The 21,547-nt window shown below is 65.8% G+C and carries 22 protein-coding genes; 15 read left to right on the forward strand and 7 right to left on the reverse strand.

All coding sequences use genetic code 11. The annotated features are described in order from the left end of the window. Positions 1-6 precede the first annotated feature (6 nt). From WEB52_07530 to WEB52_07585, 12 genes are all read left to right on the forward strand, one after another. Positions 7-201, forward strand: coding sequence for a hypothetical protein (locus tag WEB52_07530; GenBank protein MEX2226281.1), 195 nt, complete (start codon positions 7-9; stop codon positions 199-201). A 181-nt stretch (positions 202-382) separates the two neighbouring features. Continuing rightward, positions 383-877 carry a YajQ family cyclic di-GMP-binding protein gene (locus WEB52_07535; protein ID MEX2226282.1) on the forward strand — a complete coding sequence of 165 codons (495 nt, stop codon included), beginning with the start codon at positions 383-385 and terminating at the stop codon, positions 875-877. 115 nt (positions 878-992) lie between these two features. After that, complete coding sequence (locus tag WEB52_07540; protein ID MEX2226283.1) at positions 993-1,652, forward strand: hypothetical protein; 660 nt, start codon at positions 993-995, stop codon at positions 1,650-1,652. After that, positions 1,649-2,467: a dolichyl-phosphate beta-glucosyltransferase gene (locus WEB52_07545; protein ID MEX2226284.1), complete on the forward strand. Its 819-nt coding sequence runs from the start codon at positions 1,649-1,651 to the stop codon at positions 2,465-2,467. Before WEB52_07540 ends, WEB52_07545 begins: the two co-directional genes overlap by 4 nt. A gap of 136 nt (positions 2,468-2,603) precedes the next feature. Beyond that, positions 2,604-2,978, forward strand: a complete 375-nt coding sequence (locus tag WEB52_07550) for a VOC family protein (protein ID MEX2226285.1) — start codon at positions 2,604-2,606, stop codon at positions 2,976-2,978. Positions 2,979-3,015: 37 nt separating this feature from the next. Then, positions 3,016-3,390: a VOC family protein gene (locus WEB52_07555; GenBank protein MEX2226286.1), complete on the forward strand. Its 375-nt coding sequence runs from the start codon at positions 3,016-3,018 to the stop codon at positions 3,388-3,390. A gap of 43 nt (positions 3,391-3,433) precedes the next feature. Beyond that, positions 3,434-3,697 carry a hypothetical protein gene (locus WEB52_07560; GenBank protein MEX2226287.1) on the forward strand — a complete coding sequence of 88 codons (264 nt, stop codon included), beginning with the start codon at positions 3,434-3,436 and terminating at the stop codon, positions 3,695-3,697. A gap of 97 nt (positions 3,698-3,794) precedes the next feature. Further along, positions 3,795-4,487, forward strand: coding sequence for a YafY family protein (locus WEB52_07565; GenBank protein MEX2226288.1), 693 nt, complete (start codon positions 3,795-3,797; stop codon positions 4,485-4,487). Positions 4,488-4,851: 364 nt separating this feature from the next. Next, entirely contained in the window at positions 4,852-5,175 is a 324-nt protein-coding gene (locus WEB52_07570; protein MEX2226289.1) for a hypothetical protein, read from the forward strand. A gap of 389 nt (positions 5,176-5,564) precedes the next feature. Beyond that, positions 5,565-5,783: a hypothetical protein gene (locus tag WEB52_07575; protein ID MEX2226290.1), complete on the forward strand. Its 219-nt coding sequence runs from the start codon at positions 5,565-5,567 to the stop codon at positions 5,781-5,783. A gap of 261 nt (positions 5,784-6,044) precedes the next feature. Continuing rightward, entirely contained in the window at positions 6,045-6,932 is an 888-nt protein-coding gene (locus WEB52_07580; GenBank protein ID MEX2226291.1) for a hypothetical protein, read from the forward strand. A 56-nt stretch (positions 6,933-6,988) separates the two neighbouring features. Then, positions 6,989-7,468 (forward strand): DUF3291 domain-containing protein, encoded by a 480-nt coding sequence (locus WEB52_07585; GenBank protein ID MEX2226292.1) that lies wholly within the window; start codon positions 6,989-6,991, stop codon positions 7,466-7,468. A gap of 64 nt (positions 7,469-7,532) precedes the next feature. On the opposite strand, the gene WEB52_07590 is transcribed toward WEB52_07585, so the two are convergent. After that, positions 7,533-9,071, reverse strand: a complete 1,539-nt coding sequence (locus WEB52_07590; protein MEX2226293.1) for a GMC family oxidoreductase N-terminal domain-containing protein — start codon at positions 9,069-9,071, stop codon at positions 7,533-7,535. A 281-nt stretch (positions 9,072-9,352) separates the two neighbouring features. Here WEB52_07590 and WEB52_07595 point away from each other — a divergent pair, with 281 nt between their 5' ends. Then, positions 9,353-10,741 (forward strand): FAD-binding oxidoreductase, encoded by a 1,389-nt coding sequence (locus WEB52_07595; protein MEX2226294.1) that lies wholly within the window; start codon positions 9,353-9,355, stop codon positions 10,739-10,741. 332 nt (positions 10,742-11,073) lie between these two features. Here WEB52_07595 and WEB52_07600 read toward each other — a convergent pair whose 3' ends face one another. The 5 genes from WEB52_07600 to WEB52_07620 all read right to left on the reverse strand — a co-directional run bounded on the left by WEB52_07600 (position 11,074) and on the right by WEB52_07620 (position 16,368). After that, positions 11,074-12,033: an ABC transporter permease gene (locus WEB52_07600; GenBank protein MEX2226295.1), complete on the reverse strand. Its 960-nt coding sequence runs from the start codon at positions 12,031-12,033 to the stop codon at positions 11,074-11,076. Further along, a complete protein-coding gene (locus tag WEB52_07605) occupies positions 12,033-13,013 on the reverse strand; it encodes an ABC transporter permease (protein ID MEX2226296.1) in 981 nt (326 codons plus the stop codon). Before WEB52_07605 ends, WEB52_07600 begins: the two co-directional genes overlap by 1 nt. Positions 13,014-13,089: 76 nt before the next feature. Beyond that, positions 13,090-14,793, reverse strand: a complete 1,704-nt coding sequence (locus tag WEB52_07610; protein MEX2226297.1) for an ABC transporter substrate-binding protein — start codon at positions 14,791-14,793, stop codon at positions 13,090-13,092. A 531-nt stretch (positions 14,794-15,324) separates the two neighbouring features. Beyond that, entirely contained in the window at positions 15,325-15,753 is a 429-nt protein-coding gene (locus WEB52_07615) for a pyridoxamine 5'-phosphate oxidase family protein (protein ID MEX2226298.1), read from the reverse strand. An 87-nt stretch (positions 15,754-15,840) separates the two neighbouring features. Continuing rightward, on the reverse strand, positions 15,841-16,368 hold the full coding sequence (locus WEB52_07620) for a DUF192 domain-containing protein (protein ID MEX2226299.1): 528 nt from the start codon (positions 16,366-16,368) through the stop codon (positions 15,841-15,843). A gap of 85 nt (positions 16,369-16,453) precedes the next feature. Here WEB52_07620 and WEB52_07625 point away from each other — a divergent pair, with 85 nt between their 5' ends. Together WEB52_07625 and WEB52_07630 are read left to right on the forward strand one after the other, a co-directional pair. Next, a complete protein-coding gene (locus tag WEB52_07625; protein MEX2226300.1) occupies positions 16,454-19,066 on the forward strand; it encodes an O-antigen ligase family protein in 2,613 nt (870 codons plus the stop codon). Between the two features lie 86 nt (positions 19,067-19,152). Further along, entirely contained in the window at positions 19,153-21,003 is a 1,851-nt protein-coding gene (locus tag WEB52_07630) for a glycoside hydrolase family 15 protein (GenBank protein ID MEX2226301.1), read from the forward strand. Here WEB52_07630 and WEB52_07635 read toward each other — a convergent pair. After that, the gene (locus tag WEB52_07635; GenBank protein ID MEX2226302.1) at positions 20,938-21,531 is read right to left on the reverse strand and encodes a hypothetical protein; all 594 of its coding nucleotides are present in this window, start codon (positions 21,529-21,531) and stop codon (positions 20,938-20,940) included. The two genes, WEB52_07630 and WEB52_07635, sit on opposite strands and share 66 nt — an antisense overlap. Positions 21,532-21,547: the final 16 nt, after the last annotated feature.

Genomic DNA, 21,547 nt, shown 5'->3' on the forward strand with positions numbered 1-21,547 from the left:
CCCGCTATGCCCGATGAGTCCGGTGCCTTGAAGCCCGTCGGCGGCGGCGGCAGGACGTTCCTCGGCGTCCGCCGCATGATGCCCCAGCCCGATGGCGTGCACCTCTTCGATGACGACGGCGCAGAGATCGCCGTCGTCCGTTACGGCGAGCAAGTCTACGTCAACGGCCGCGTCATCAGCTTCTCCCCGCCCAAGCCCTAGGCAACTTTTGTCATTTGGCTCCCCGTCGTCTACTCGGTGTCCTTTGCTGTTTGCTCTTTGCTGTTTGCCGCCCCTCCCCCGTCGCTCTTTGCTGTTTGCCGCCCCTCCCCCGTTGCTCTTTGCTGTTTGCTGTCCCCTCCCCGTAGTCTTTCGCCAGACGAGGAGGCCCGCCATGCCGAAGATGGAATCGTTCGATGTCACCACCGGCGTCGACCTGCAAGAGGTCGATAACGCTGTCAACCAGGCTCGCAAGGAGATCTCGCAGCGGTACGACTTCAAAGGCCAAAAAGCGGAGATCGACTACGATCGCAAAGCGGGCACATTGACCCTGCACGCGTCCGATGACTTCTACCTCGACCAGATGTGGAACGTGCTGCGCGAGCGCATGATCAGCCGCAAGGTGCCCGTCAAGAACCTTCATCGCGAGAACGTCGAGCCAGCGGGCGGCGGCACGGTGCGCCAGAACGTCATGCTCAAGCAGGGGCTGTCGCAGGACACTGCCCGCGCCATCGTCAAGCTGCTGAAGGACCAGAAGCTGAAGAAAATCCAGTCGCAGATCCAGGGCGATGCCGTCCGCATCTCCGGCCCCTCGCGCGATGAGTTGCAGTCGGTCATCCAGCTCTTGAAAAGTCAGGACTACGATGTCGAATTGGAGTTCGGCAACTACCGCACCTGAGGCCGCACCTAACCACGATCACCAGACTGACTCACCACGAGCGACCAGCGACCAGCGACCAGCGGCCAGCGGCCAGCGACCAGCCGCCTAAACCAACCCGCACCTATAATCGAGCGTGTCCTCGGAAACGCCGTCCTTACCGTCACCGGAGGCGCGCTCTGGCAAGCGCATCGTCTACCTGAATCGCCGCGTCGCGTTCATCGAGCCGCATCGCATCAACGTGCGCCCGGCGCTCGCTGCGGCGCTGCTGCCGCTGCTCGGCCTGATGTCCGGCGTGGCGGCCTTCGTAGCTATCATCCTGTGGCTCGGCAGCCTCCCGTTCTTCCTCGTCGTGGTGCTGCTGGTGTATGCAGTCCTCGCCATCCCCCTTGCGGGCATCGGATTCGTGTATACGATTGCCGGGGCCAACGTTGTATTCGAGAAGGACAAGCAGTCCGGTGTCTGGCAGCAGGGATTCCTCGGCATGGGTGTCGGTACGACGGAACTCGTGCCCTTCTGGAAGATCGACGAGATCCGCATCGAAGAGACCACCGGCGGCCAGCGCTGGCAGGGCGAACGCGAAGACCTCGCGCAGTTCGAAATCGTCCTTATGAAGGTGAGCGGCAAGCGTTTGAAAATCGGCGACATCATCGTCGCGCGCTCGATGGTCCGCGAGGGACTCGCCGACGTGCGCGAGGTCGCCGAGGCGATCGCGGACATGACCGGCAAGCCACTCGTCGCGCCCGAAGTCGTGCGCCGCCGCAGACCGGTCGATGACGAGGCGGACGCATCGTGATCGCGACGCACCCCGCCGCCGTCGAGACGCAGCGCGTCGAATCGCGGCCCTTCGCGTCCTACGTCATGCCCGCGTTCAACGAAGAGGCGCGCCTCCCCGCGAGCCTCGATCGCGTCATCGCGTTTCTGGCGCAGCAACGCTTCGCCGCCGAAATCGTCGTCGCCGATGACGGCAGCCGCGATCGCACGCCCCGGATCGTGCGCGCGCGTGAGGACGCGGGATTGCCATCGAACGTGACATTGCGGTTGGTGCAGCACGAACACAACGAGGGCAAGGGCGCCGCGATCCGCACCGGTTGCCTGGCGGCCCGCGGCGAGTATGTGTTCTTCATGGACGCCGACCTCGCGACGCCGCCCGAGGACTCTCTGCGACTCCTCGCCTGCCTCGAAGAAGGTCACCCCGTCGTCGCCGGCAGCCGCATCCAACCGGACGGCTCCGACATGCGCGAGTCGCAGCCGACGCAGCGCCGCACGGCTGGCCGCATCTTCACCACCATGCGCAAGGCAATCGGCGTGCTGCGCGACATCGAGGACACGCAATGCCCGATGAAGGGGTTCCGCCACGACGCCGCGCGGGCTGTCTTCGAGCGCCAGCGCCTGGAGGGCTGGATCTTCGACGCTGAGGTGCTCCACATCGCCCGCAAGCTTGGTTACCCGATCGTCTCCGTGCCGGTCACCTGGCAGCACGTCGAAGGCTCACGTCTCCGTATGCGCCCGAAACAAGCGTGGGAGGTGCTGCGCGACCTCGTGAAGCTGCGCTTCCTCTACGGCAACGTCGCCGCGCCGCCCGCCGTCCCCACCCCGACAGACTCCTGACATATCCTGTCTACGGACTGTCAGGAGACGTAATTCCCCGTTCGACTTCCTGCCACTATGCTGTCAGTAGCCCTGTCGTACAGTGTCTCTCTCGCACCGACAGGAGGCGCGGGGCTTCACCGAAGGACGGACACACATGAAGGTCGACAGCTTCTTCCTCAACATCACCAGCGAAGACCCGGAGCGCTTGTTTGCGTTCTACCGCGACATCGTCGGGCTGACGCCGAAACCGGAGATGGGCGAATGGTCGCTCGACATGGGCGGCGCCACCCTCGGCATCGACGGCCACAGCGGCACCCGCGGCCCCGCCAAGGAGCCGACGCGCTGGCTGCCCAACCTCTTCGTCGAGAGTATCGATGCGGAGCAGAAGCGCCTCGAAGATCAGGGCGTGAAGTTCATACGCAACCAGGGCAAGGAGTTCTGGGGCGGCGTGATCTCCACGTTCGTCGATCCGGACGGCAACTACGCGCAGCTCATCGAGTATCGCCCGCAGCCCGCGCCGGCGAAGTAAGCGTGCAACCCGCACAGGAAAACGGAGTAAGGACGACATGAAGGTAAACGAAGTCTTCGTGAACATCACGAGCGACGATCCCGCGCGACTGATCGCGTTTTACCGCGACGTCGTCGGACTGACGCCTAAGCCCGGTCTGAGTGAATTTGCGTTCGACCTCGGCACGATGACCCTGGGCTTCGATGGCCACAGCGACACGCGTGGCAAAGCCGGCGAACCATCGCGCTGGCTGCTGAACTTCTCCGTCGATGATCTCCAGGCCGAAGAACAGCGACTCACCGCCCAGGGAGTTGAGTTCATCCGCAGCCGCGGCCGCGAGACGTGGGGCGGGCTGATCTCAACGTTCCTCGATCCCGACGGCAACTACCTCCAACTGATCGAGTATCGCCCGCAGCCCGCGCCGGCGAAGTAAGCGTGCAACCCGCACAGGAAGGCGGAACAGGAACGACATGATGATGGCAAGCCCACAGGTCCTCGAGATGATCAACGAACTGCAGGAGCACGAACTCCAGCGCGTGAGCGTGCACCGCATCGATGCGATCCAGCATCATCGCGGTGGCATCCGCAGCGTCGCCGCATCGACGCTGGTGCGCCTCGGCATGACGCTCGACCGTCACGCCGGCGCACGAACAGCATCGGCGCGGATCGCATCGCCTACGCCACGCCGCGAATTCGCGGACACGTGTGTTCGCGACGCCGACACCGCGCTTCACTGGTGATCGTGCTCAATCAAGCAAACTCCCCCTCTCCGCCGCGACGAAGGGGGCCGGGGGGTGAGGTCCTCTCGACTGACCGGCTGAAAGACTGACAGACCATATGCGACGCGCCGACCGTCTGTTCCAGATCATCCAACTTCTCCGCCGCAAGCGCGTGCTCACCGCCGCCTCACTGGCGGGCGAGCTGGAGGTCTCGGAACGGACGGTCTATCGCGATATCCGGGACCTCGTGTCGTCCGGCGTCCCGATCGAAGGAGAAGCGGGCGTCGGCTACATGCTCCGGCGCGGCTTCGACCTGCCGCCGCTCATGTTCAGCGAGGTCGAGATCGAGGCCATGGTGCTCGGGGCCCGCGTCGTCACCAGTTGGGGAGACGCAGGCCTCGCCAAGGCCGCCGGCGAAGCTCTCGCGCGCGTCGAGGCGGCGCTCCCCGACCGGCTGAAGACGAGGCTCAACCAGACTCCCCTCTACGCCCCGGGATTCCACGTCCCCAACCCCATGATGGCCTGGCTCGGCGAGTTGCGCGCCGCCATCGAGAGCCGCCGCCGCGTCCACCTCCTGTACACCGCCATCGAGCAACCGCAGACCGACCGCTGCGTGCGGCCGCTGGGCCTCTTCTTCTGGGGCAGCACCTGGTCACTCACCGCCTGGTGCGAGCTTCGCGAGGACTTCCGCAGCTTCCGGCTCGACCGCATCAACGAGTTGACCGTGCTCGAAGACCGCTATCTGGAGGAGGCCGGCAAGACGCTCGACGACTATTTCCGCCGCATGGACGACGACCACCACCATACGTGAGTGGGCTACCTGCCAATCGGGACACGGGAGATTGGAAGCCGGAAGCTGGATGTCCGGGCAGATGGGGCAGGTATTTTGTCGGGGAAGACTGTCGAAGGAGTAGTGCTCCCGCCTCCAGCGTTCGTCCTTCCAACCATGTCATCGAGGGAAAATCCCACTTTTACGGATTCTTCGCACCGTTGATATTGGCGGCAAGCGTGCTTGTGCTGTAGCATCAGTTTCGGTGCGACACGCCGATGTTTTGAGAGGCGCCCCGTCGTACCGCCACAAGTTACGACGCGAATCGTTCACATCGCTTTAATCCCGGCTTAACCGCGCGTCCCGCCCACGCGGCTAGACTGCGCTCGAACCGGGGAAGGACACCTTGGAGAGCACGCACGTGAACCCGCAAGACTCGACCGTCGCCAACGCAGACCTCTGGACCAAGTACTTCCGCGACGAGTGGGGCCGCTGGATGCAGCCCACGGCCGGCCGGGAATCGCCCCTCGCCGCCGTCGCGGAATCCACCGCCGCCCAGGTCGCCGGCTTCTTGACACTCGTCGCAGCCGGCCCGATCGCCTGGCTGTACAGCTCCAACACCCCGTCGCTCACGCAGCTCGAGCGGCGCTCGACCGATCCCGTCAGCATCGCGCGCGAGGAGCCGGCCATCGTGGAGCCCGAGGCCGCGGCCGCCAACACCGCCGCCTAGATCCCCGCAGCCGCCCGGCAGATCATAATCACCGACGCAGCCCCGACAGATCGGGGCTGTTGCGTTGCCACTCCCTGCTTCCACGACTCGACGGATCACGCATCCACGGTCGCTCACGCGCGACGCGACCGGTATGGAACACGCACCTCACCCGTGAGGTCGCAAGGGACGTTTTTCATCGCGTCTGATCCAGCCATGGGAACGTTCGTCAGGAGCCGCGTGCTACAATCAATCACGCTTCCTCGTTGCTGGCTTTCTGTACGAACACCATGCACACTATCCGCTCGCAACGACTCTCACCGGCGTCGAAGTCGAAGTACGCACCCCGAATAACTCGCGGAAGGACCGCTTCCCGACATACGCCTACGACAACTCTGGCGGAGCAACACATGGCAACGACCCCTTCCGAACAAGCTCTGCTCAAGGAGATCGCCGCGCTCGCCGCACGCGTCCGCGCGCTCCGCAAGCCAGGCGTGCGACAGGACGGCCGTGAGATCCAGGGACTCGAGGCGCAAAGCCGCGCCAAGTGGGGGGAATTGCGGTCACTGCGCGCAGGCGCCGTGGACGCGCAATCACTGGAGCGCTTCGGCCGCAGCTCCCGCCAGTAACACACTCTGGAAGTGCTGAGGGGCGGGGCGCCACGCACCGCCGGGCCACGGCCACCGCATCGAACCGCGACACGACTCCCCGCATACCATCATCCTGAGCGAACGCGAAGGATCCCCTCACGGCGACATTCGTCGACCCCGCAGCACAGCCCACGCACGCGAAAGCACACCCCCTTAACACCCGCATGCATCACGATTCGCCCTAATGCTACGATTCCCCCCGTTGTGAGGCTTCTACCCGCCGCCCCCCGCATACTCTGCATGGCCGCCTTCGCTGCCTGCGCGCTCGCGTCGCCTGCCGCCCGCGTCGAAGCCCACGGCAACATCGACCAGGCCCTGCAGGGCAACGCCGGCTGCAACGTGCTCAACTTCACCGCCTCGCTGACGCAGGGCGGCGGACAGCGGCAGGAGTTCGTGCCTTCGCAGCCCGGCCTCGTCGCCGTCGATGTCTGCGTGCTCGCCGAGGCCGGCCCGACCGCGGTCGACGTCCTTGTCCGCACGGGCACCGCCGACGCGCCGGGCGGCGTCATCGGCGGCGGCAGCATCGTCGCCGGCATGTCGTCGTATGAGCACGCGGACTTCGCCGTCCCGATACCGGTGACGCCCGGCCAGCTCTACGTGATCGAACTCGCGACGGGCAACGGCCTCGAAATTACATGGCTCGGCACCCCGCACGACATCGATCTCTACGCCGCGGGCGCCTCCAACGCATCGGCGCTCGTCAGCGACTTCGCATTTCGCACGTACGCCGGCACGTTGCCTGCAACATCGACGCCGGCCGCGACGAAAACGGCCATGTCGACGAAAACCCGAACGCCGACGAATACGCCCGCACCGCTCGTCACGCAACCGCCGATCCCCACGCACACGCCGACGCTGCTCGCGCCCGCCCAGGACACGCCCACACCGCCGTCCGGGATCGCCGCCTCCGCCTCGACGCCTCCCTCGTCGTCGCAGCGCGCAGCAGCGGCCCCGACGCGCACGTCCGGCGTGCTGGGCGGTGCTCGTCGTGTCGGACAGATCAGGCTCCCCGACGTCGGTGCCGGCGCTCGCCCGCCCGCACCCTCTCTGCTAAGCCTCGGCCTGGTGGCATCGGGCGTGCTGCTATTGGGCGCCGGTGGTGCGTTCCGTGCCGCGGCCCGCCGATGAGTCAGGCGCCGTCACCATGCGCGCAGGCCCCGCGCCGCGACTTGTAGACTTCCGCCATGAGCGAAGGCTGGCACCTGGCGCAATACAATCTGGCGAAGCTGCGCAAGCCGCTCACCGATCCGCTGCTCGCGGACTTCGTGTCGGCGATCGACCGTGTCAACCACCTCGGCGATGCGGCGCCCGGCTTCGTCTGGCGCCATCAGACCGAAGAGGGCAACTCGACGTCGATCCGCCCTCGCGATGACGAGTCGATCATCCTCAACTTCACCGTCTGGGATTCCGTCGAAGCGCTGTTCGATTTCACCTACCACAGCGACCACGTCGAGGTGTACCGCAAGCGCCGCAAGTGGTTCGAGCACGTCGAATGGCAGTATCTCGTGCTGTGGTGGGTGCCCGCAGGCCACATCCCGACCATCGCAGAGGGCGAAGAGCGCCTGCTGCACCTCAACACGCACGGCGCGACGCCGCACGCGTTCACGTTCAAGCAGCGATTCGCCGCGCCCGCGGGTGAAGCGGCGGAAAACCTCGCGCCGTAGCGTCACGTCGTCCGGCGTCCCGGATGCTGCACATCTCCGACGCCGAAAACACGTCCGTACGGCGTTACCGCCCCAGCTCCCCGCGCACCCACTCCCCGATGCGCTCGCCGATCATGATCGTCGGCACGTTCGTATTTGCGCTCGGCACGACCGGCATCAGCGAAGCATCCGCGATGCGCAGCCCCCGCACCCCGCGCACCACCCCTCGTTCGTCGCACACCGCTAACGGATCGTCGTCCGGCCCCATCCGCGCCGTGCACGAAGGATGCGCGCCCGTGCTCGAATTGCGGCGGATCCACGTCTCCAGCACCGCGCTGTCCGATAGCTCTTGCTCCGTCGGCCGCCGCACACCCTCTGACACCGCACCGACGGCCCGCGTGTGTACCAGGTCCATCGCGCGCATCACGCCGTCGCGCAGCTTCTCGTAGTCCCGCTCGTCCGATAAGTAGTCCATCACGATCCGCGGCCGCGCGTCGATGTCGCCGCTGTCGAACTCAAGCCGTCCCCGCGAGTACGACTTGAACACGCACGCCGCCAATCCCATCAGCAGCCGCCCGCCCGGGATGTGCATGAACGACAACGGCTCCAGTTGCATGTCGTTGAAGTCGCTGCTGCCCGAAGCCGTGTAGCGCAGCGTCGTCTGGATCACCGGCTGGTCCCAGTCGGCGACGCCCTCCTTCGGTACCAGCGTCGGCCCGATCGCCGGATGGTCCATCAGGTTGCGCCCGACGCCCTCGCTGACGTGCGTCTCCGCGATCCCCAACCGCTCGAGCACGTCGCGCGGTCCGATGCCCGACCGCACCAGCATCGCCGGCGTGTGGATCGCGCCTCCCGCGAGCACGACGTGCCGCGCGCTGATCGTCGCCATCGCCCCGCCCTGCGTCCGCACTTCGACGCCGCGCGCCTCGCCGTGTTCGAACACCACGCGCCGCACCGACGTGTCCGCCATGATCCGCAGATTTGCGCGTCCCCGCGCCGGCCCCAAATACGCGATCGCCGTGCTGATGCGCAGCGTCCCCTGCTTGTTCATCGGATGCGGCGCGTAGCCCGTGTCATCCGGATCGTTGTGGTCGCCGCACGCCGGATACCCCAACTCCGCGCACGCATCCAGGTACGCCGCCTGGTACGGCACCAACTCGTCGCGCGTGTGCCGCCGGATCGGCAACGGCCCCGCATCCCCGTGATACGGCGCACCACCGAAGTCCAGGTCGCACTCGAGCCGGATGAACGCCGGCAACACGTCCTGCCACCCCCACCGCGCGCATCCCGCGCGCACCCACTCGTCGTAGTCCGCAGGCACGCCGCGCAGCGCGATCGCCGTATTTACCGCCGAAGAGCCGCCGGTGACGCGCCCGCGCGCGAACGGCTGATCCGGCCGGCTCGTCGATGTCGGCGTATAACGAAGCCGCCAGTCGTGGTCGGTGAACGAACCGTGATTGACGTTGCGCAGGTCTTCCGGCAACGCCTCGACGTTCGGATAATCCGGCCCCGCCTCGATCAGCAACACGCGGATCGAAGGATCCTCGCTGAGGCGCGCCGCCACGACGCTTCCCCCCGCCCCCGCCCCAACGACGATCAGATCGTAGTCATACGTCTCCGCCATGGCCGCGAGTATACCGGCGATGTCGATCACTCTCGATCCCACCTCCCGATCTCCGACTTCCCGCCTCCCGCTTCCCGCGTCCCGCCTCCAACATCCCAACCTCCGCCCTTCGACCGAGCCGCGGCGTCTGCCCAACGTCCCCCATCCGTACCCTGCCCTTGCCCGATTCGGCGCACCCGCTGCGCGCCGTACAACTAGCCATGGAGTGACGAGCGGACTCCACACCGCTCGGAACTCCGCAACCAGATAGAGCCAGCAGAAAAAAGAAAGAGACAACCGACATGGCTATCGCACAACGACCCCTTACCAGCACGCAGGACCCCGCCGTCAAGGCGTTCGCCGCGCGCATCGCCGGCGACGTCATCCTTCCCGAAGACGACGCATACGACGCCGCCCGCACCGTCTTCACCCTCGTCGACCGCCGCCCCGGCATCATCGTCCGCGTCGCCGACGCACCGGACGTCGCCGAGGCCGTGCGCTTCGCACGCGCGCAGGGCATGGAGATCGCCGTCCGCAGCGGCGGTCACAGCGTCATCGGCGCCGGCGTCGTCGATGACGCCGTCGTCATCGACATGTCCGGCCTCAAGAACTTCCGCATCGACCCGAAGAACGAGACCGTCTGGGTGCAGCCGGCCGTCACCACCGGCGACTTCGCGCCCGCGGCCGCCGAACTCGGCTTCGCCCTCACGACCGGCGACGCATCGACGGTCGGGCTCGGAGGCCTCACGCTCGGCGGCGGCATCGGCTGGCTCGTCCGCAAGCACGGCCTCACGATCGACCACCTGCTCGCCGCCGAAGTCGTCACCGCCGAAGGCGAGATCGTCCGCGCGACCGAAACGCAAAACGCCGACCTGTTCTGGGCGCTCCGCGGCGGCGGCGGCAACTTCGGCATCGTCACCGCCTTCGAGTTCCGTCTCGAGCGCCTGGCGATGATCTACGGCGGCGCCCTCGTGCTGCCTGCCACGCCCGAAGTGCTGCGCGGCTACCTGGACTACGCCCGCCACGCCCCCGACGAACTCACCACCATCACGATGGTCATGGGCGCGCCGCCGGCACCGTTCATCCCCGAAGACAAGGTCGGCGAGCTTTCGCTGATCATTATCACCGTCTACGCGGGCGACGTCGAAAAGGGCCCGGACGTCGTGGCGCCGCTGCGTGCGCTCGCCGAGCCGATCGCCGACCTCGTCGACGTCATGCCGTACCCGGCGATCTACATGTTCACCGAAGAAGCGACAAAGCCGCACCGCATCGCCATCCGCTCCGAGTTCACCGACGAGGTGAGCGACGAATTCATCGAGCGCTCGCTCGAACTTGGCCGCCAGGCGCCCGGCCCGCTCACCGCCGTGCAGTTCCGCCCGCTCGGCGGCCAGCTCGCGCGCGTCCCCGCCGGCGCCACCGCGTTCAGCCACCGCGATGCCGGCTTCATGGTCACCGTGCTCGGCATGTACGTCGATCCGGCGGACGGCCCAGCGCACGACCAGTGGGCCGACGCCATCGCGGAGCACCTGCGCCCGCTCTCTCGCGGCGTCTACTCCAACTTCCTCGGCAACGAAGGCGAAAACCGCACGCGCGAAGCCTACAACCCTGAGACCTACGCCCGCCTCGTCGAACTCAAGCGCAAGTACGACCCGCAAAACATCTTCCACTTCAACCAGAACATCAGGCCGTAGACGAGTTGTAAGTGGTAAGTAATCAGTGTTAAGTCCGTAAACACGAACGGCGCGAGACGTAACTCTCGCGCCGTTCATGTTCGCCCCGTCATTCACACCCGCCGTCATTCAGAGCGAAGCGAAGAATCTCTCAGCACGACAACCATCAACCCACGAACCAACGTCGCACCCCAAACAGACAATCACTCGCCCAAGCTCCCCTCTCCGCCCGACGGAGAGGGGGCCGGGGGGTGAGTCCCCCGTCACGCACACTCACGAGACAAAAAAACAGCGCGCGAATCATCTCGCGCCCACTGAAAACTGAAGACTTAAAACTTACAACTCGCCCGCCCCTACCTCGACCCCCGCAGCCGCGGATCCAACACGTCCCGCAACGCGTCCCCGAACATGTTGAACCCCCACACCGCGATCGCGACCGCCAGCCCCGGCCATACCGCCTGCAGCGGATACGCGCGGAACTGCGAAGCGCCGTTGATGCTCAGCATCGTCCCCCACGAAGGGAACGGCTCAGGGATGCCCAGCCCCAGGAAGGAGATCGCCGCCTCCGCCAGGATTGCCGTGCCGAGCTGCACGCTCGAAAGCACGATCACCACCGGGATGACGTTCGGCACAATATGGCGGAACACGACCCGCGCGTCCGTTGCGCCCAACGTCCGCGCCGCGTCGACGTATGGGTTGTTCGCCGTGGCGATCGCCGCCGACCTGATCACACGGATCGATGAGGCCGTCAGCACGATCCCAACGATCGTGATGATCCAGAACATGCGCGTATAGGGCCCCGCCGTGCCCGCAAACACCGAGAGCCCGTAAATCAGCAGGATCAGCGGCGGGATCGCCAGGAAGATGTCGACGATGCGCTGGATGATCGTGTCAGCCCAGCCGCTGAAATAGCCGGAAACCGTCCCGATCGCCAGCGATCCAACGCCCGCGATCAGCACGACACCGAGGCCGATGATCACCGAGATCCTGGCGCCGTAGAGGATGCGGCTGAAGATGTCACGCCCGAATTGGTCCGTTCCCAGGAAGTGATCCCCCGACGGGTCCAGGTTTTCCTCGCCGAACGTCTGGTCGTCGTAGTGCTGCGGCGCGAGCAGCGGTCCGTCGATCCCGAGCAGCGATCCGTCGACGAAGACCGCCGCGAACAGCATCGCCACGACGATCAACGCACCCAGTCCGCCCAGCGGCTTGCGCCGGCAAAAATTCCACGCGTTCCGGATCCACCCCGTCGGCCCACCGGGCGCCGGTTCGCGCAGTACTTCGTCGATCGTCCGCGTCTGGATCGCTGTAGCCATCAGCTGTACCTGATCCGCGGGTCGAGATATGCATAGGTGATGTCCACCAACAGGTTCGAAAGCACGACGGCTACCGCCGTGAGCAGCGCGATCGCCTGCACCACCGTGTAATCACGCGCGATCATCGAGGCGAAGAACCACTGACCGATGCCCGGCACGTTGTAAATGCTCTCGACGACCACGCTGCCGCCGACCAGGATCGGGATCTGCAGCCCGATTACCGTCACCACCGGGATGAGCGCGTTCTTCAGCGCGTGCCCCACGATGATGTTCCGCTCGTGTAACCCCTTCGCCCACGCCGTCCGCACATAGTCCTGCCGCAGTACTTCCAGCATCTGCGTGCGCGTCAGACGCATCACCGTGCCCGACAGGCTGATACCCAGCACCACCGAAGGCCCCAGCGGTATCAGGTTGCCGAACGGGAAGATCATGTACTGTAAATTGGCCCACGGATCATCCCAGAAATGCCGGTACTCCTGCGGCAACGGCGTCGCCCAGCTATACCAGTTGGACGAAAACACGATGATCATCGTCGCGAGCCAGAACGTCGGCACTGCCAGCGCGCCGATCGCCACGCTCCTCGCGATGTAGTCGATGATCTTGTCCTGCCGGATCGCCGAGATGATGCCGACGGGCAGCGCGATGATTAGCGAGATGATCAGCGCCAACCCCGCCATCTCGATCGTCGTCGGCAGCGCGTCGTTCAGCCGGTCGTTGATCGGCGTGCGGTCACGGAGCGACCGTCCGAAATCCAGCGTTACCACGCCGCCCAGCCATTCGAAGTATTCCTGGTACGCCGGTTGGTCGAGCCCCAGGTCCGCTTCGATGCGCGCCCGGAGTTCCGGCGTGACCTCGTTGTCCCCCGCCACCTGCTGCACCACGTCGCCGGGAAGGATCCGCAGCATGAAGAAGACGAGGATCGATACGCCGATCAGCGTCGGTATCGCCAGGAGCAGCCGCTTGAAAACGTATTGGCGCATCCTAGTGCGAGTGTAACTCCGAAGGGGGTGCCCGGGGCACCCCCTCCGAAACTACGAAACCCTCAAGATCGCGGCTCTAGACCTCGAGCCAGTTCAGCATCTGATCCTCGGTGCCGACGGCGTATGTCGTCGGCCCCGTCGTGTTCTGGTTGCCCTTCAACCGCGTCTGCCGCGCCCCGAACTCCACCGGCGTCACCACCGGCACGTAGTACATCTGCTCAGATGCGTATCGCTGCAGGTCGAAGTTCGCCTCGCGCAACTCGTCCACGTCCTGGAGCTCCAGCATCGCGTTGATCCGGTCCACCATCGTCTGGTCGCTGACGCTCGAGTGGTTGCGTCCGCCGCCCGCATCGCGCGGGAAGAACATGTTCGTCCAGTACGCCGCGACGTCGCTGAATACCGACTCCAGCCCAAATGTCATGCCCTCGAACTCGCCGCGGCCAAACGTCTTGCTGATGTAGATCGCGTAGTCCTCGCCGACCGGGTTCACCGTCACGCCGGCTTCCGCCAGCGCCGCCGGCAGCGACCCCCGGACGATGTCGTAGTACGGCACCACCGTCGTGTACACGGTGCTGCTGTAGTGCATGTTCGTCGTGATCTCCGGCACGCCCGCCGCCTCGAACATCGCACGTGCTTCCGAGAGGTTGTACGCGTAGTACTGCCCCGAATCGCCGATGTCGTCGCCCTGCGGGTTCAACCACCAGCTCCGGCCGAACCCCGCGTTGATGATGTTCGGCCACTCGCCGCCCTCGGCTGAGATGCGGTTCAGCAGACCGTCGCGGTTGATCGCCATCGACATCGCGCGTCGCACGCGCACGTCGTTGAACGGCGGCTTGTCCGCCAGGTAACTCGCCGGCTCGAAGTACATGAAGCTCAAAATGTTGCGCAGCGACTGGTCGAACACCGCGTCCGAAGCCTGGCTCCGCACTGAGTCCAAGAGCTGCGGTGGCACGCTGATCGAGTCAAGCTGCTTCGCCGCGAACTGCGACAACACCTGGTTCTGGTCGGTGATGATCGCCAGGTTGATGTTGTCCAGGTACGGCAGCGCCGCGCCGCTCGCGTCCTTCTCGAAGTACGTCGGGTTCTTCTTCCACGCGATCACGACGCCCGGCTCGAACCGGTCCCACATGAACGGCCCCGAGCCGAGCATGCTGTCTTCGCTCGCCGTTTCGCTCGCCTCGATGAACTCCTGCGGCATGACCCACAGGTCCTGGAACGATGCCATGCGGTTCAAGAACAGCCCGAACGGCCGGCTCAACTTGAACGTCACCTGCGTCTTGTCCGCCGAAGCCTCGACGGTGTCCACCATCGCCAGGTTCGCCTTGTTCGGCGAGATCTCGCGATAGCGGTTGAACGAGTACACGACGTCGTCCGCCGTCACCTGCCGTCCGTTCACCGGCGGCACGTTGTGGAACGTCGCGTCAGGATGGATCGTGAACGTGTACGTCAGTTCGTCCGGATTCTCGACGTTGTTCGCCAGTTCCGGCTCCGTCGTGTAGTACTCCTCCTCCGGCAACTCGCCGACCACCGTCTTGAATCGCATCAAGCGGCTGTACGAGTACGACCCCAACGCGTGCACCAGGAACGTCGCCGCCTTGTGCGGATCTTTCCCCAGCACCGACGAGATCGTGCCGCGGAACGTCCCGCCCGCTACCGGCGCCCCTTCATCGCCGTTGCCAGCGCCCGGCGATGCTTCGCCGTTGCCGCCGTCGTCATCATCGTCTCCGCCACAACCCACCAGCCAGATGGCGCCGGCGGATGCGCCTCCGACCGTAGCCATCTGCAGCGCTCGTCGCCTGCTGACCTGGCTCCGTGTGAACTTGTCCCAGTAAGAGGTCGCCTTGGGCATAGAAGCACTCCCTCCCGGTGAAAGCCCGATCTCTCCCTACCGTTCGATTCTACTACGATTCGTACCCCGCAAGTACGAGTGTTGGGCCCACTTGATCGGAATACGCTCGCGCCCCTGCATAAGCCCTACGCTGCTGCGTATCAAAAGCGTCTGAAACGCATCCTGAGATCTAAACGCGCCATCGCATCCGAATACGGACATCCTCGAAGCGTCACGACATAACGCGACTTGCGACGCAGGAACGACACAATTCACCATCCTGCCGTTCAGCGCGCACTATCCCGTCATTCAGAGCGCACCATCCCGTCATTCAGAGCGAAGCGAAGAATCTCTCTCGTCGCACACGCGCTCAACCAGCAGTTGGTCGGTCAGTCTTTCGGCTGGTCAGTGTGCATATTGAGTAACGCAAATTGCGACGCGGGAATGACACAAACCCTACGCGACATTCGAGACCAGAAAGACTCAACGCTCCTCGCCCCGCTCCATGATCGTCTCGCTTCGCGCACGCACCCGGTCGATGCGCATCAACACCGCATAGCCCGTGCGATCGGGGTCCTGCGCTAACTCGAGCGGATGCACCCGCTCCATGATCTGTTGTCGGAGCTCGCCGTCTTTCAGGATCTGCGCCACCCCGTAGAACCGCCAACCCTGCCGCGTCGCAGAGTTGCGATACAACACCACGACGTTTGAATTCTCCTCGATGTTGCGCAGCGTCTCGCCCTTCGCGCGCTCCCAGAACGCCAGATGCTCGCGGTCGAACGCGAACACGCTCCCGCGATACGACACGTCCGGCGCGCCACTCCCCGACGCCGTCCCGACGATGCACGGAGCGTGATCGTCAAACGCACTGCTCAACGCGCTCACCATCTCGTCGGTCAACTCAACCGTCACGCCGCGTCCCGATCCACTTCATCCGTTCCATCTGCGCCGTCTGCGGACAACCCACGCCAACGTCCAGCCTCCAACTCTCCAACCAGATCACGGCAACTCAAACTCCACCCGCTCCCCCGCCCCCAACCCCAGCCGAAGCGACGCGCCGCTTTTGATCTCCAGCACATACCGCACCGGCACGTCAGGCGAATAACGACGCAACTCCGCATCCGCCACCCCCGGCTGCGGCTGCACGTCCAACGCCACACCCGCGATCGTCTTGTCCTCGCCGATCCACACCATGTCGATCGCGAAGCGCATGCCCTTCATCCAGAACCCCGGCACTCGCGATTCGCCCAGGTCAAACAGCATGCCCGCGTCGTCTGCAAGCGCATCCCGCTCGCCGAGGCCCTGCGCGCGGTCGTCCGGCGCCGTCGCCACCTCGACGCGGAGCGTCCCGCCGTCGTACCGCAGGTCAATGATCGGCAGGCCATCGCCTGGCGGTGACGTTGCACCACCCGCCGGCGGCGACGCGGCATCAGCAGTCGTCCTCGTCGGCGCGCCGCCGTCATCATCGCCGTCGCAAGCAACGACGGCGCATGTAAAGAGCAACAGCATCGCGACGATCGTCCGCATCGGACGCATGATACAATTCGCCGGTTTTGCGACCGGCGGAGAGATCGATGGCGGCACGTCACGCGCCCCACCAGCACGATCCCCTGTGAGCGATCTCGCGGAGACGCGCATTGCACCCGCGCGCGCCCGGCGTTCGCCGATCGCCCGCGACGCCGTCTTGAGCGCCGCCGCGATGCTCCTCGCTGGCGCCTTCGTCGGCTACTTCCTCTTCACCGGCATGCCCGCCCTCACGTTCGATGTCTTCCCCCGCACGCTGACGAATCACCTGGTCTACGCCGGCGCCGCGATCGTCTACGTCGTCTACCTCGCGGTCGCCCGCAGGCTCCCCGGCGGCAGCCCGCTCGATATTCCGGTGCTCGGCTTCATCGCCGCCTACGCCATCGCCACCGTGACCTCGATCGATTGGCGACTAAGCCTCGAAGCGACGCTGCAACTCGGCGCCGCGGTCATCGTCTTCTATGCGCTCGCCGATCTCCCGTTTCTGAGCGCCAGGCAACTCCGACGCGCCGTCATCCTCGTCGCCGCCGCGCTTTCGCTGTACGCGCTGTGGGTCGTCGGCAACGACTACGCCGATTACCTGCGCCTCGTCCGCGACGTCGAAGGGCTCGATGCCGGCAACATCTTTCCGCCCACCGTCCCCCGCGTCCACGATGTCAGCGACCACCCGAACGTCCTCGCGATGGTCCTCGTGCTGATGATGCCCTTCATCGCCCACGGCGCCTTGCGCGGCGCCGCGCTCGCCGAACGCATCGTCTCCGCCGCAACGCTTGCGCTCGCCGCCATGGCGATTTTCCTGACCCTGTCGCGCGGCGGCTGGCTCGGCGTCTTCGCCGGCGTCGGCTTCACCGTGGTCGGCATCTGGCTGACGGTGCGCGCCGATCAGCGTGAGCGCCAGGGCTTCGAGGCGTCGTGGACCAACGCAGTCCCGCGCGATATCAGCCCCACCGCGATCGCCACGCTTGGCGGCGCTGCGATACTCGCCGTCGGCGGCACCCTCGCCTTCCTCTCCAGTTCGACGACGCGCCCCGGCTGGCTCTTCCGCAGTTCCCTCTCGCCCCGCGAAGACGCCTGGGAATCCGGCCTCGAAATGTTCGCCGACAATCCGCTCTTCGGATCCGGCCCGCACACGTTCGGACTGCTCTACCCGCAGTACAGCGGCCGCTTCCTCGTCCATACGCAGCACGCGCACAACGGCTTCCTCCAGCTCGCCAACGACGCCGGCATCCTCGGCCTGCTCGCGCTGCTCGGCATGGCGCTGGCGATCGTCATCATGCTCGCGAAGACCTGGCGCGAAGGTTCCCTCGATCAACGCGCGCTGGCGGTCGCCTGCGCCGGCGCGCTGATCGGCTTCACCGTCCACAATCAGCTCGACGCGGGAAACATCTGGAAGGCGCCCGCGATCGCGCTCGCGCTTGTCGCCGCGATCATCGTCCGCAACTACCGCGAACGCCCGCAAATTGAAACGCTCGAATCCGATCAGACCGCAGTAGCTAGGCTACGGTTCACCGTTCCCGATCCTTGGCCGCGATACGCCATGCTCGTCGCACGCGCATCTCTTCTCCTTTTAATAATGGTGCCCTTTATCGGCTGGTACCGCTTCGATACCGCGCACCACGATCACTGGCTCGGCGCCGACGCCGCGAACAACGGCCGCTTCAGCGAGGCCATCCCTCATCTACAGGACGCGGTCAACGCCGACTCTTCGATGATGGTCTACCAACTCGATCTCGGCCGCGCGCAGGCGAACTTCTGTCTGCAGCTCTTTCGCTGCGACCAAGAACTGCTCGGACCGGCGATCGTCCACCTCGAACGCGCCGCCGAGATCGACCCGCGCAGCGACATCGCCCGCGCCAACCTCGCCCGCGCCTATCAGCTCGCCGGCCGCGACGAAGACGCCGCCCGCGAAGCGCAGATCACGCGCCTTGCCGCCAACCACGTCACGCCGGTCCTCGCCGTCGCCGAGGTCTACGAGGATCTGGGCTACGAAGAAGAGGCGGTCGAAACCTACGCCCAGGTGCTCAGCATGGATGCCAGCCTCGCCGGCTCGGAGTTCTGGGAAGGCTCCGACTTCCGCCGCACCCACATCGACGAGATCCTCGCGGCATCGATCATCGGGCTCAATCCATGCGCCAGCGGCACCCTCGCCGCCGAAAAGATGCGCAGCGACCCGTCGGCGCCCGCCGAAGATCTCGACGACCTCGAAGACGGCTGCAAGCTGCTCGCCCTCGCATCGCCGAACGACCTCACCGTCCGTGTCGCCCTCGCGACGATCCTCGCCGCCCAGGACAAACCGCAGGAAGCGCTCGAGCATCTGCAGTTCGCCGTCAACCGCCAGCCCGATTTCGGGTCCGCGCGCACCGAACTCGGCCGTTGGTACGCCGCCGCTGGCAACATCGAGGAAGCGAAACGCCAGTGGGTCCGCGGCGTCGAACTCGAGCAGGCCGAGTCGGTCATGCTCCTCGGCGAGACCTACCCCGAGGGCGAAGTGCCGGCATCACTGCGCGACGACCTCGAGGATCTGCTCTTCAGTTCCAGCAGCAGCGTCCGCAACGACCTCATCTCCGTGCTCTACTACCGCGTGCGATACCAGCGCCTCTCCCCCGTCGCCGCCATGATCGATGGCGATTGGCGCTTCGCCGTCCCCCGCCTCTACACAGAGATGGAACAAACCCTCGCCCGCTGGACCGCCGCCAATTAGGGGCCGACCGCGTGCCGCGCGGGATCGTGCCGCAGGGCGCGACGGCCGTCTCTACGGGCGTGCGCGCAGGCACGTAGAATGAGTGGGTGACCCGAACGGGCGCCCAGCGCTACCCGGACATCGGCGAATACGCCCTGATCGGCGACTCGCGGGCATCTGCGCTCGTTTCGCTGGATGGATCGATCGACTGGATGTGCCTGCCCTACCCGGCGAGCCCGTCGGTGTTCGGGCGGTTGTTGGACTGGGACCGTGGCGGCTACTGGCGGATCGCGCCGGACATGCCGTACGAGTCTCGCCGCAGGTACATCGACGACACCAACATCCTCGAGACGACGTTCACGACGGAAGCAGGCGCGGTGCGGCTGGTTGACTTCATGCCGGCGCAGACGGAAGACGCAAAGGCGCATGCGCTGGAGCCGCTGCGGGCGGTGTTTCGGTTCGTGGAGTGCGACGGCGGTCGCGTACCGATGCGCATCGACTACGTGCCGCGGCCGTCGTACAGCAGCGGGTCGATCCAACTGCGGGCGCGCACGGCGTATGACATCACGGCGGAGCGCGGGCGCAACGTGATGCACCTGCGCAGCGACGTGCGGCTGGATGCGTCGCGCCGTGATGCGCGCGGGCGCTTCGACGTGGTGCCGGGGGAGCGGCTGCGCTTCTCGATCGCGTACTCGCTCGGCGAGCCCGCGGTCGTGCTATCCGATAATTATGCGGACGAAGCGTACAAGCAGACGCTCCTGTACTGGGAAGCGTGGTCTGGGCGGTGCACGTACGACGGTCCGTACCGTAACGACCTGCTGCGCAGCGCGCTCGTGCTGAAGCTCCTGACGTACGCGCCGTCGGGAGCGATCGTGGCGGCGCCGACGACTTCGTTACCGGAGGAGATCGGCGGCGAGCGCAACTGGGATTACCGGTACTGCTGGATCCGCGACTCCGCGTTGACGGCGCGGGAGTTCCTGGCGATCGGGTTCGATGACGAAGTGGAGGCGTACCTCGGCTGGCTGCTGCACGCGACGCACCTGACAGCGCCGAAGCTCGATCCGCTGTACACCGCGTATGGCGAGGCGCACGTGCCGGAGCGCGAACTGAAGGAGTTCGAGGGGTATCGCGGTTCGCGCCCGGTGCGCATCGGCAACCTTGCTTCGAAGCAACGGCAGCTCGACGTCTACGGCGAGCTGATCGAGGCGTGCCACGTGTATCTATCATCGATGGACGGCAGGATCGACCGCGATGAGGCGGCGTTCGTGTCGAGCATTGCCGATTACGTCGCGGAGATCTGGCGGGAACCGGACAACGGCATCTGGGAGCAGCGCGTCGAGCCGCGCCACTACGTGCATTCGAAGGTGATGGCGTGGGACGGGCTGACGCACGCCTGCATGCTGGTGCGCGAGGGCAGGATCAAGGGTGACGTCGCCAAGTGGGAGCGAGAAGCGCACGAGATCCGCGACCTGGTGATGAAGCGCGGCTACAACGAGCAGGCCGGCGCGTTCACGCAGATCCTCGACGGCGAAGGGCTCGATGCCGCCGTGCTAAAGCTACCGCTGGTGGGATTCATCGACGGGGCGGATCCGCGGATGACGTCCACGATCGATGCGATCCGGGAGCAGCTTACCGTCGACGGTTTGCTGCGACGGTACACCGCGCAAGATGGCCTGAAGGGCGAAGAGGGCGGGTTCCTGGCGTGCGAGTTCTGGCTCGTCGCGGCGCTCGCGGCGGCGGGGCGCATCGACGAAGCGCGTGCAGCGTATGAGAACGCCATGCGTGCTGCGAACGACGTGCGGCTGCTCTCGGAAGAGTACGACGCGCGCACCGGCACGACGCTGGGCAACTTTCCGCAAGGGCTGAGCCACATCGCGCAGATCACGGCGGTGCTAGCGATCTCGCGAGCCGAGCGCGGCGAGGTCGCTCACGGGCGACCCTGGCCGGTGTCCAAGTAGCTTTTTCCCCTCGCCGTGTTGGTCGCGGCCGAGTTCGTAGAAGTGGCCGATGATGGCGCCATAGATGACGTGCGCGATCAACGTGACGATGGGCGTGCGACGGCCGTAGTTGAGCGCCATGAAGCCCGGCGGCTCGAGTCCGCTCGTCGGCTGGGGGCCCGTGAAGTCGGACGCCATGCGCGGGTGCACGCCGGGCAGCAGAGGCAACACCGTCACGAGGACGAAGAGCCCGTGCACGAAGCCGATCATGCCGCCGATCAGCCAGCTCGAGCGACGCAGGGAGTGGAACGTGAACACGTAGATGCTGCCGAGCAGCCAACCGTTGAGCGCGTGGACGACGGAGCCGACGACCTTAGCGCGGTCACGCTGCGGCGTGAACATGGTGCCGACGATCAGGGGGATATCGATGCGGGTGAAACCGGAGGCCTGGGCGATGCGCAGCGCGGCGGTGAGGAACAGCGTCGCGACGAAGCTCCAGACGAGTTGGTCGCGGGTGCGGCGGACGCCATCGTCATCGTTGTGCGGCATAGGATCAGTCTAGGCG

The sequence above is a fragment of the Dehalococcoidia bacterium genome (genome assembly GCA_040902535.1).
GTDB lineage: Bacteria > Chloroflexota > Dehalococcoidia > DSTF01 > JACRBR01 > JBBDXD01.

Excerpts from the sequence above, each read along its gene's own strand:
- WEB52_07555 (MEX2226286.1), top strand. The coding sequence starts at position 3,016 with ATGAAGGTAAACGAAGTCTTCGTGAACATCACGAGCGACGATCCCGCG.
- WEB52_07610 (MEX2226297.1), bottom strand. The coding sequence starts at position 14,793 with ATGGCTACGGTCGGAGGCGCATCCGCCGGCGCCATCTGGCTGGTGGGT.
- WEB52_07530 (MEX2226281.1), top strand. The coding sequence starts at position 7 with ATGCCCGATGAGTCCGGTGCCTTGAAGCCCGTCGGCGGCGGCGGCAGG.
- WEB52_07550 (MEX2226285.1), top strand. The coding sequence starts at position 2,604 with ATGAAGGTCGACAGCTTCTTCCTCAACATCACCAGCGAAGACCCGGAG.
- WEB52_07565 (MEX2226288.1), top strand. The coding sequence starts at position 3,795 with ATGCGACGCGCCGACCGTCTGTTCCAGATCATCCAACTTCTCCGCCGC.
- WEB52_07560 (MEX2226287.1), top strand. The coding sequence starts at position 3,434 with ATGGCAAGCCCACAGGTCCTCGAGATGATCAACGAACTGCAGGAGCAC.
- WEB52_07595 (MEX2226294.1), top strand. The coding sequence starts at position 9,353 with ATGGCTATCGCACAACGACCCCTTACCAGCACGCAGGACCCCGCCGTC.
- WEB52_07600 (MEX2226295.1), bottom strand. The coding sequence starts at position 12,033 with ATGGCTACAGCGATCCAGACGCGGACGATCGACGAAGTACTGCGCGAA.
- WEB52_07605 (MEX2226296.1), bottom strand. The coding sequence starts at position 13,013 with ATGCGCCAATACGTTTTCAAGCGGCTGCTCCTGGCGATACCGACGCTG.
- WEB52_07635 (MEX2226302.1), bottom strand. The coding sequence starts at position 21,531 with ATGCCGCACAACGATGACGATGGCGTCCGCCGCACCCGCGACCAACTC.
- WEB52_07535 (MEX2226282.1), top strand. The coding sequence starts at position 383 with ATGGAATCGTTCGATGTCACCACCGGCGTCGACCTGCAAGAGGTCGAT.
- WEB52_07580 (MEX2226291.1), top strand. The coding sequence starts at position 6,045 with ATGGCCGCCTTCGCTGCCTGCGCGCTCGCGTCGCCTGCCGCCCGCGTC.
- WEB52_07620 (MEX2226299.1), bottom strand. The coding sequence starts at position 16,368 with ATGCGGACGATCGTCGCGATGCTGTTGCTCTTTACATGCGCCGTCGTT.
- WEB52_07585 (MEX2226292.1), top strand. The coding sequence starts at position 6,989 with ATGAGCGAAGGCTGGCACCTGGCGCAATACAATCTGGCGAAGCTGCGC.
- WEB52_07575 (MEX2226290.1), top strand. The coding sequence starts at position 5,565 with ATGGCAACGACCCCTTCCGAACAAGCTCTGCTCAAGGAGATCGCCGCG.
- WEB52_07590 (MEX2226293.1), bottom strand. The coding sequence starts at position 9,071 with ATGGCGGAGACGTATGACTACGATCTGATCGTCGTTGGGGCGGGGGCG.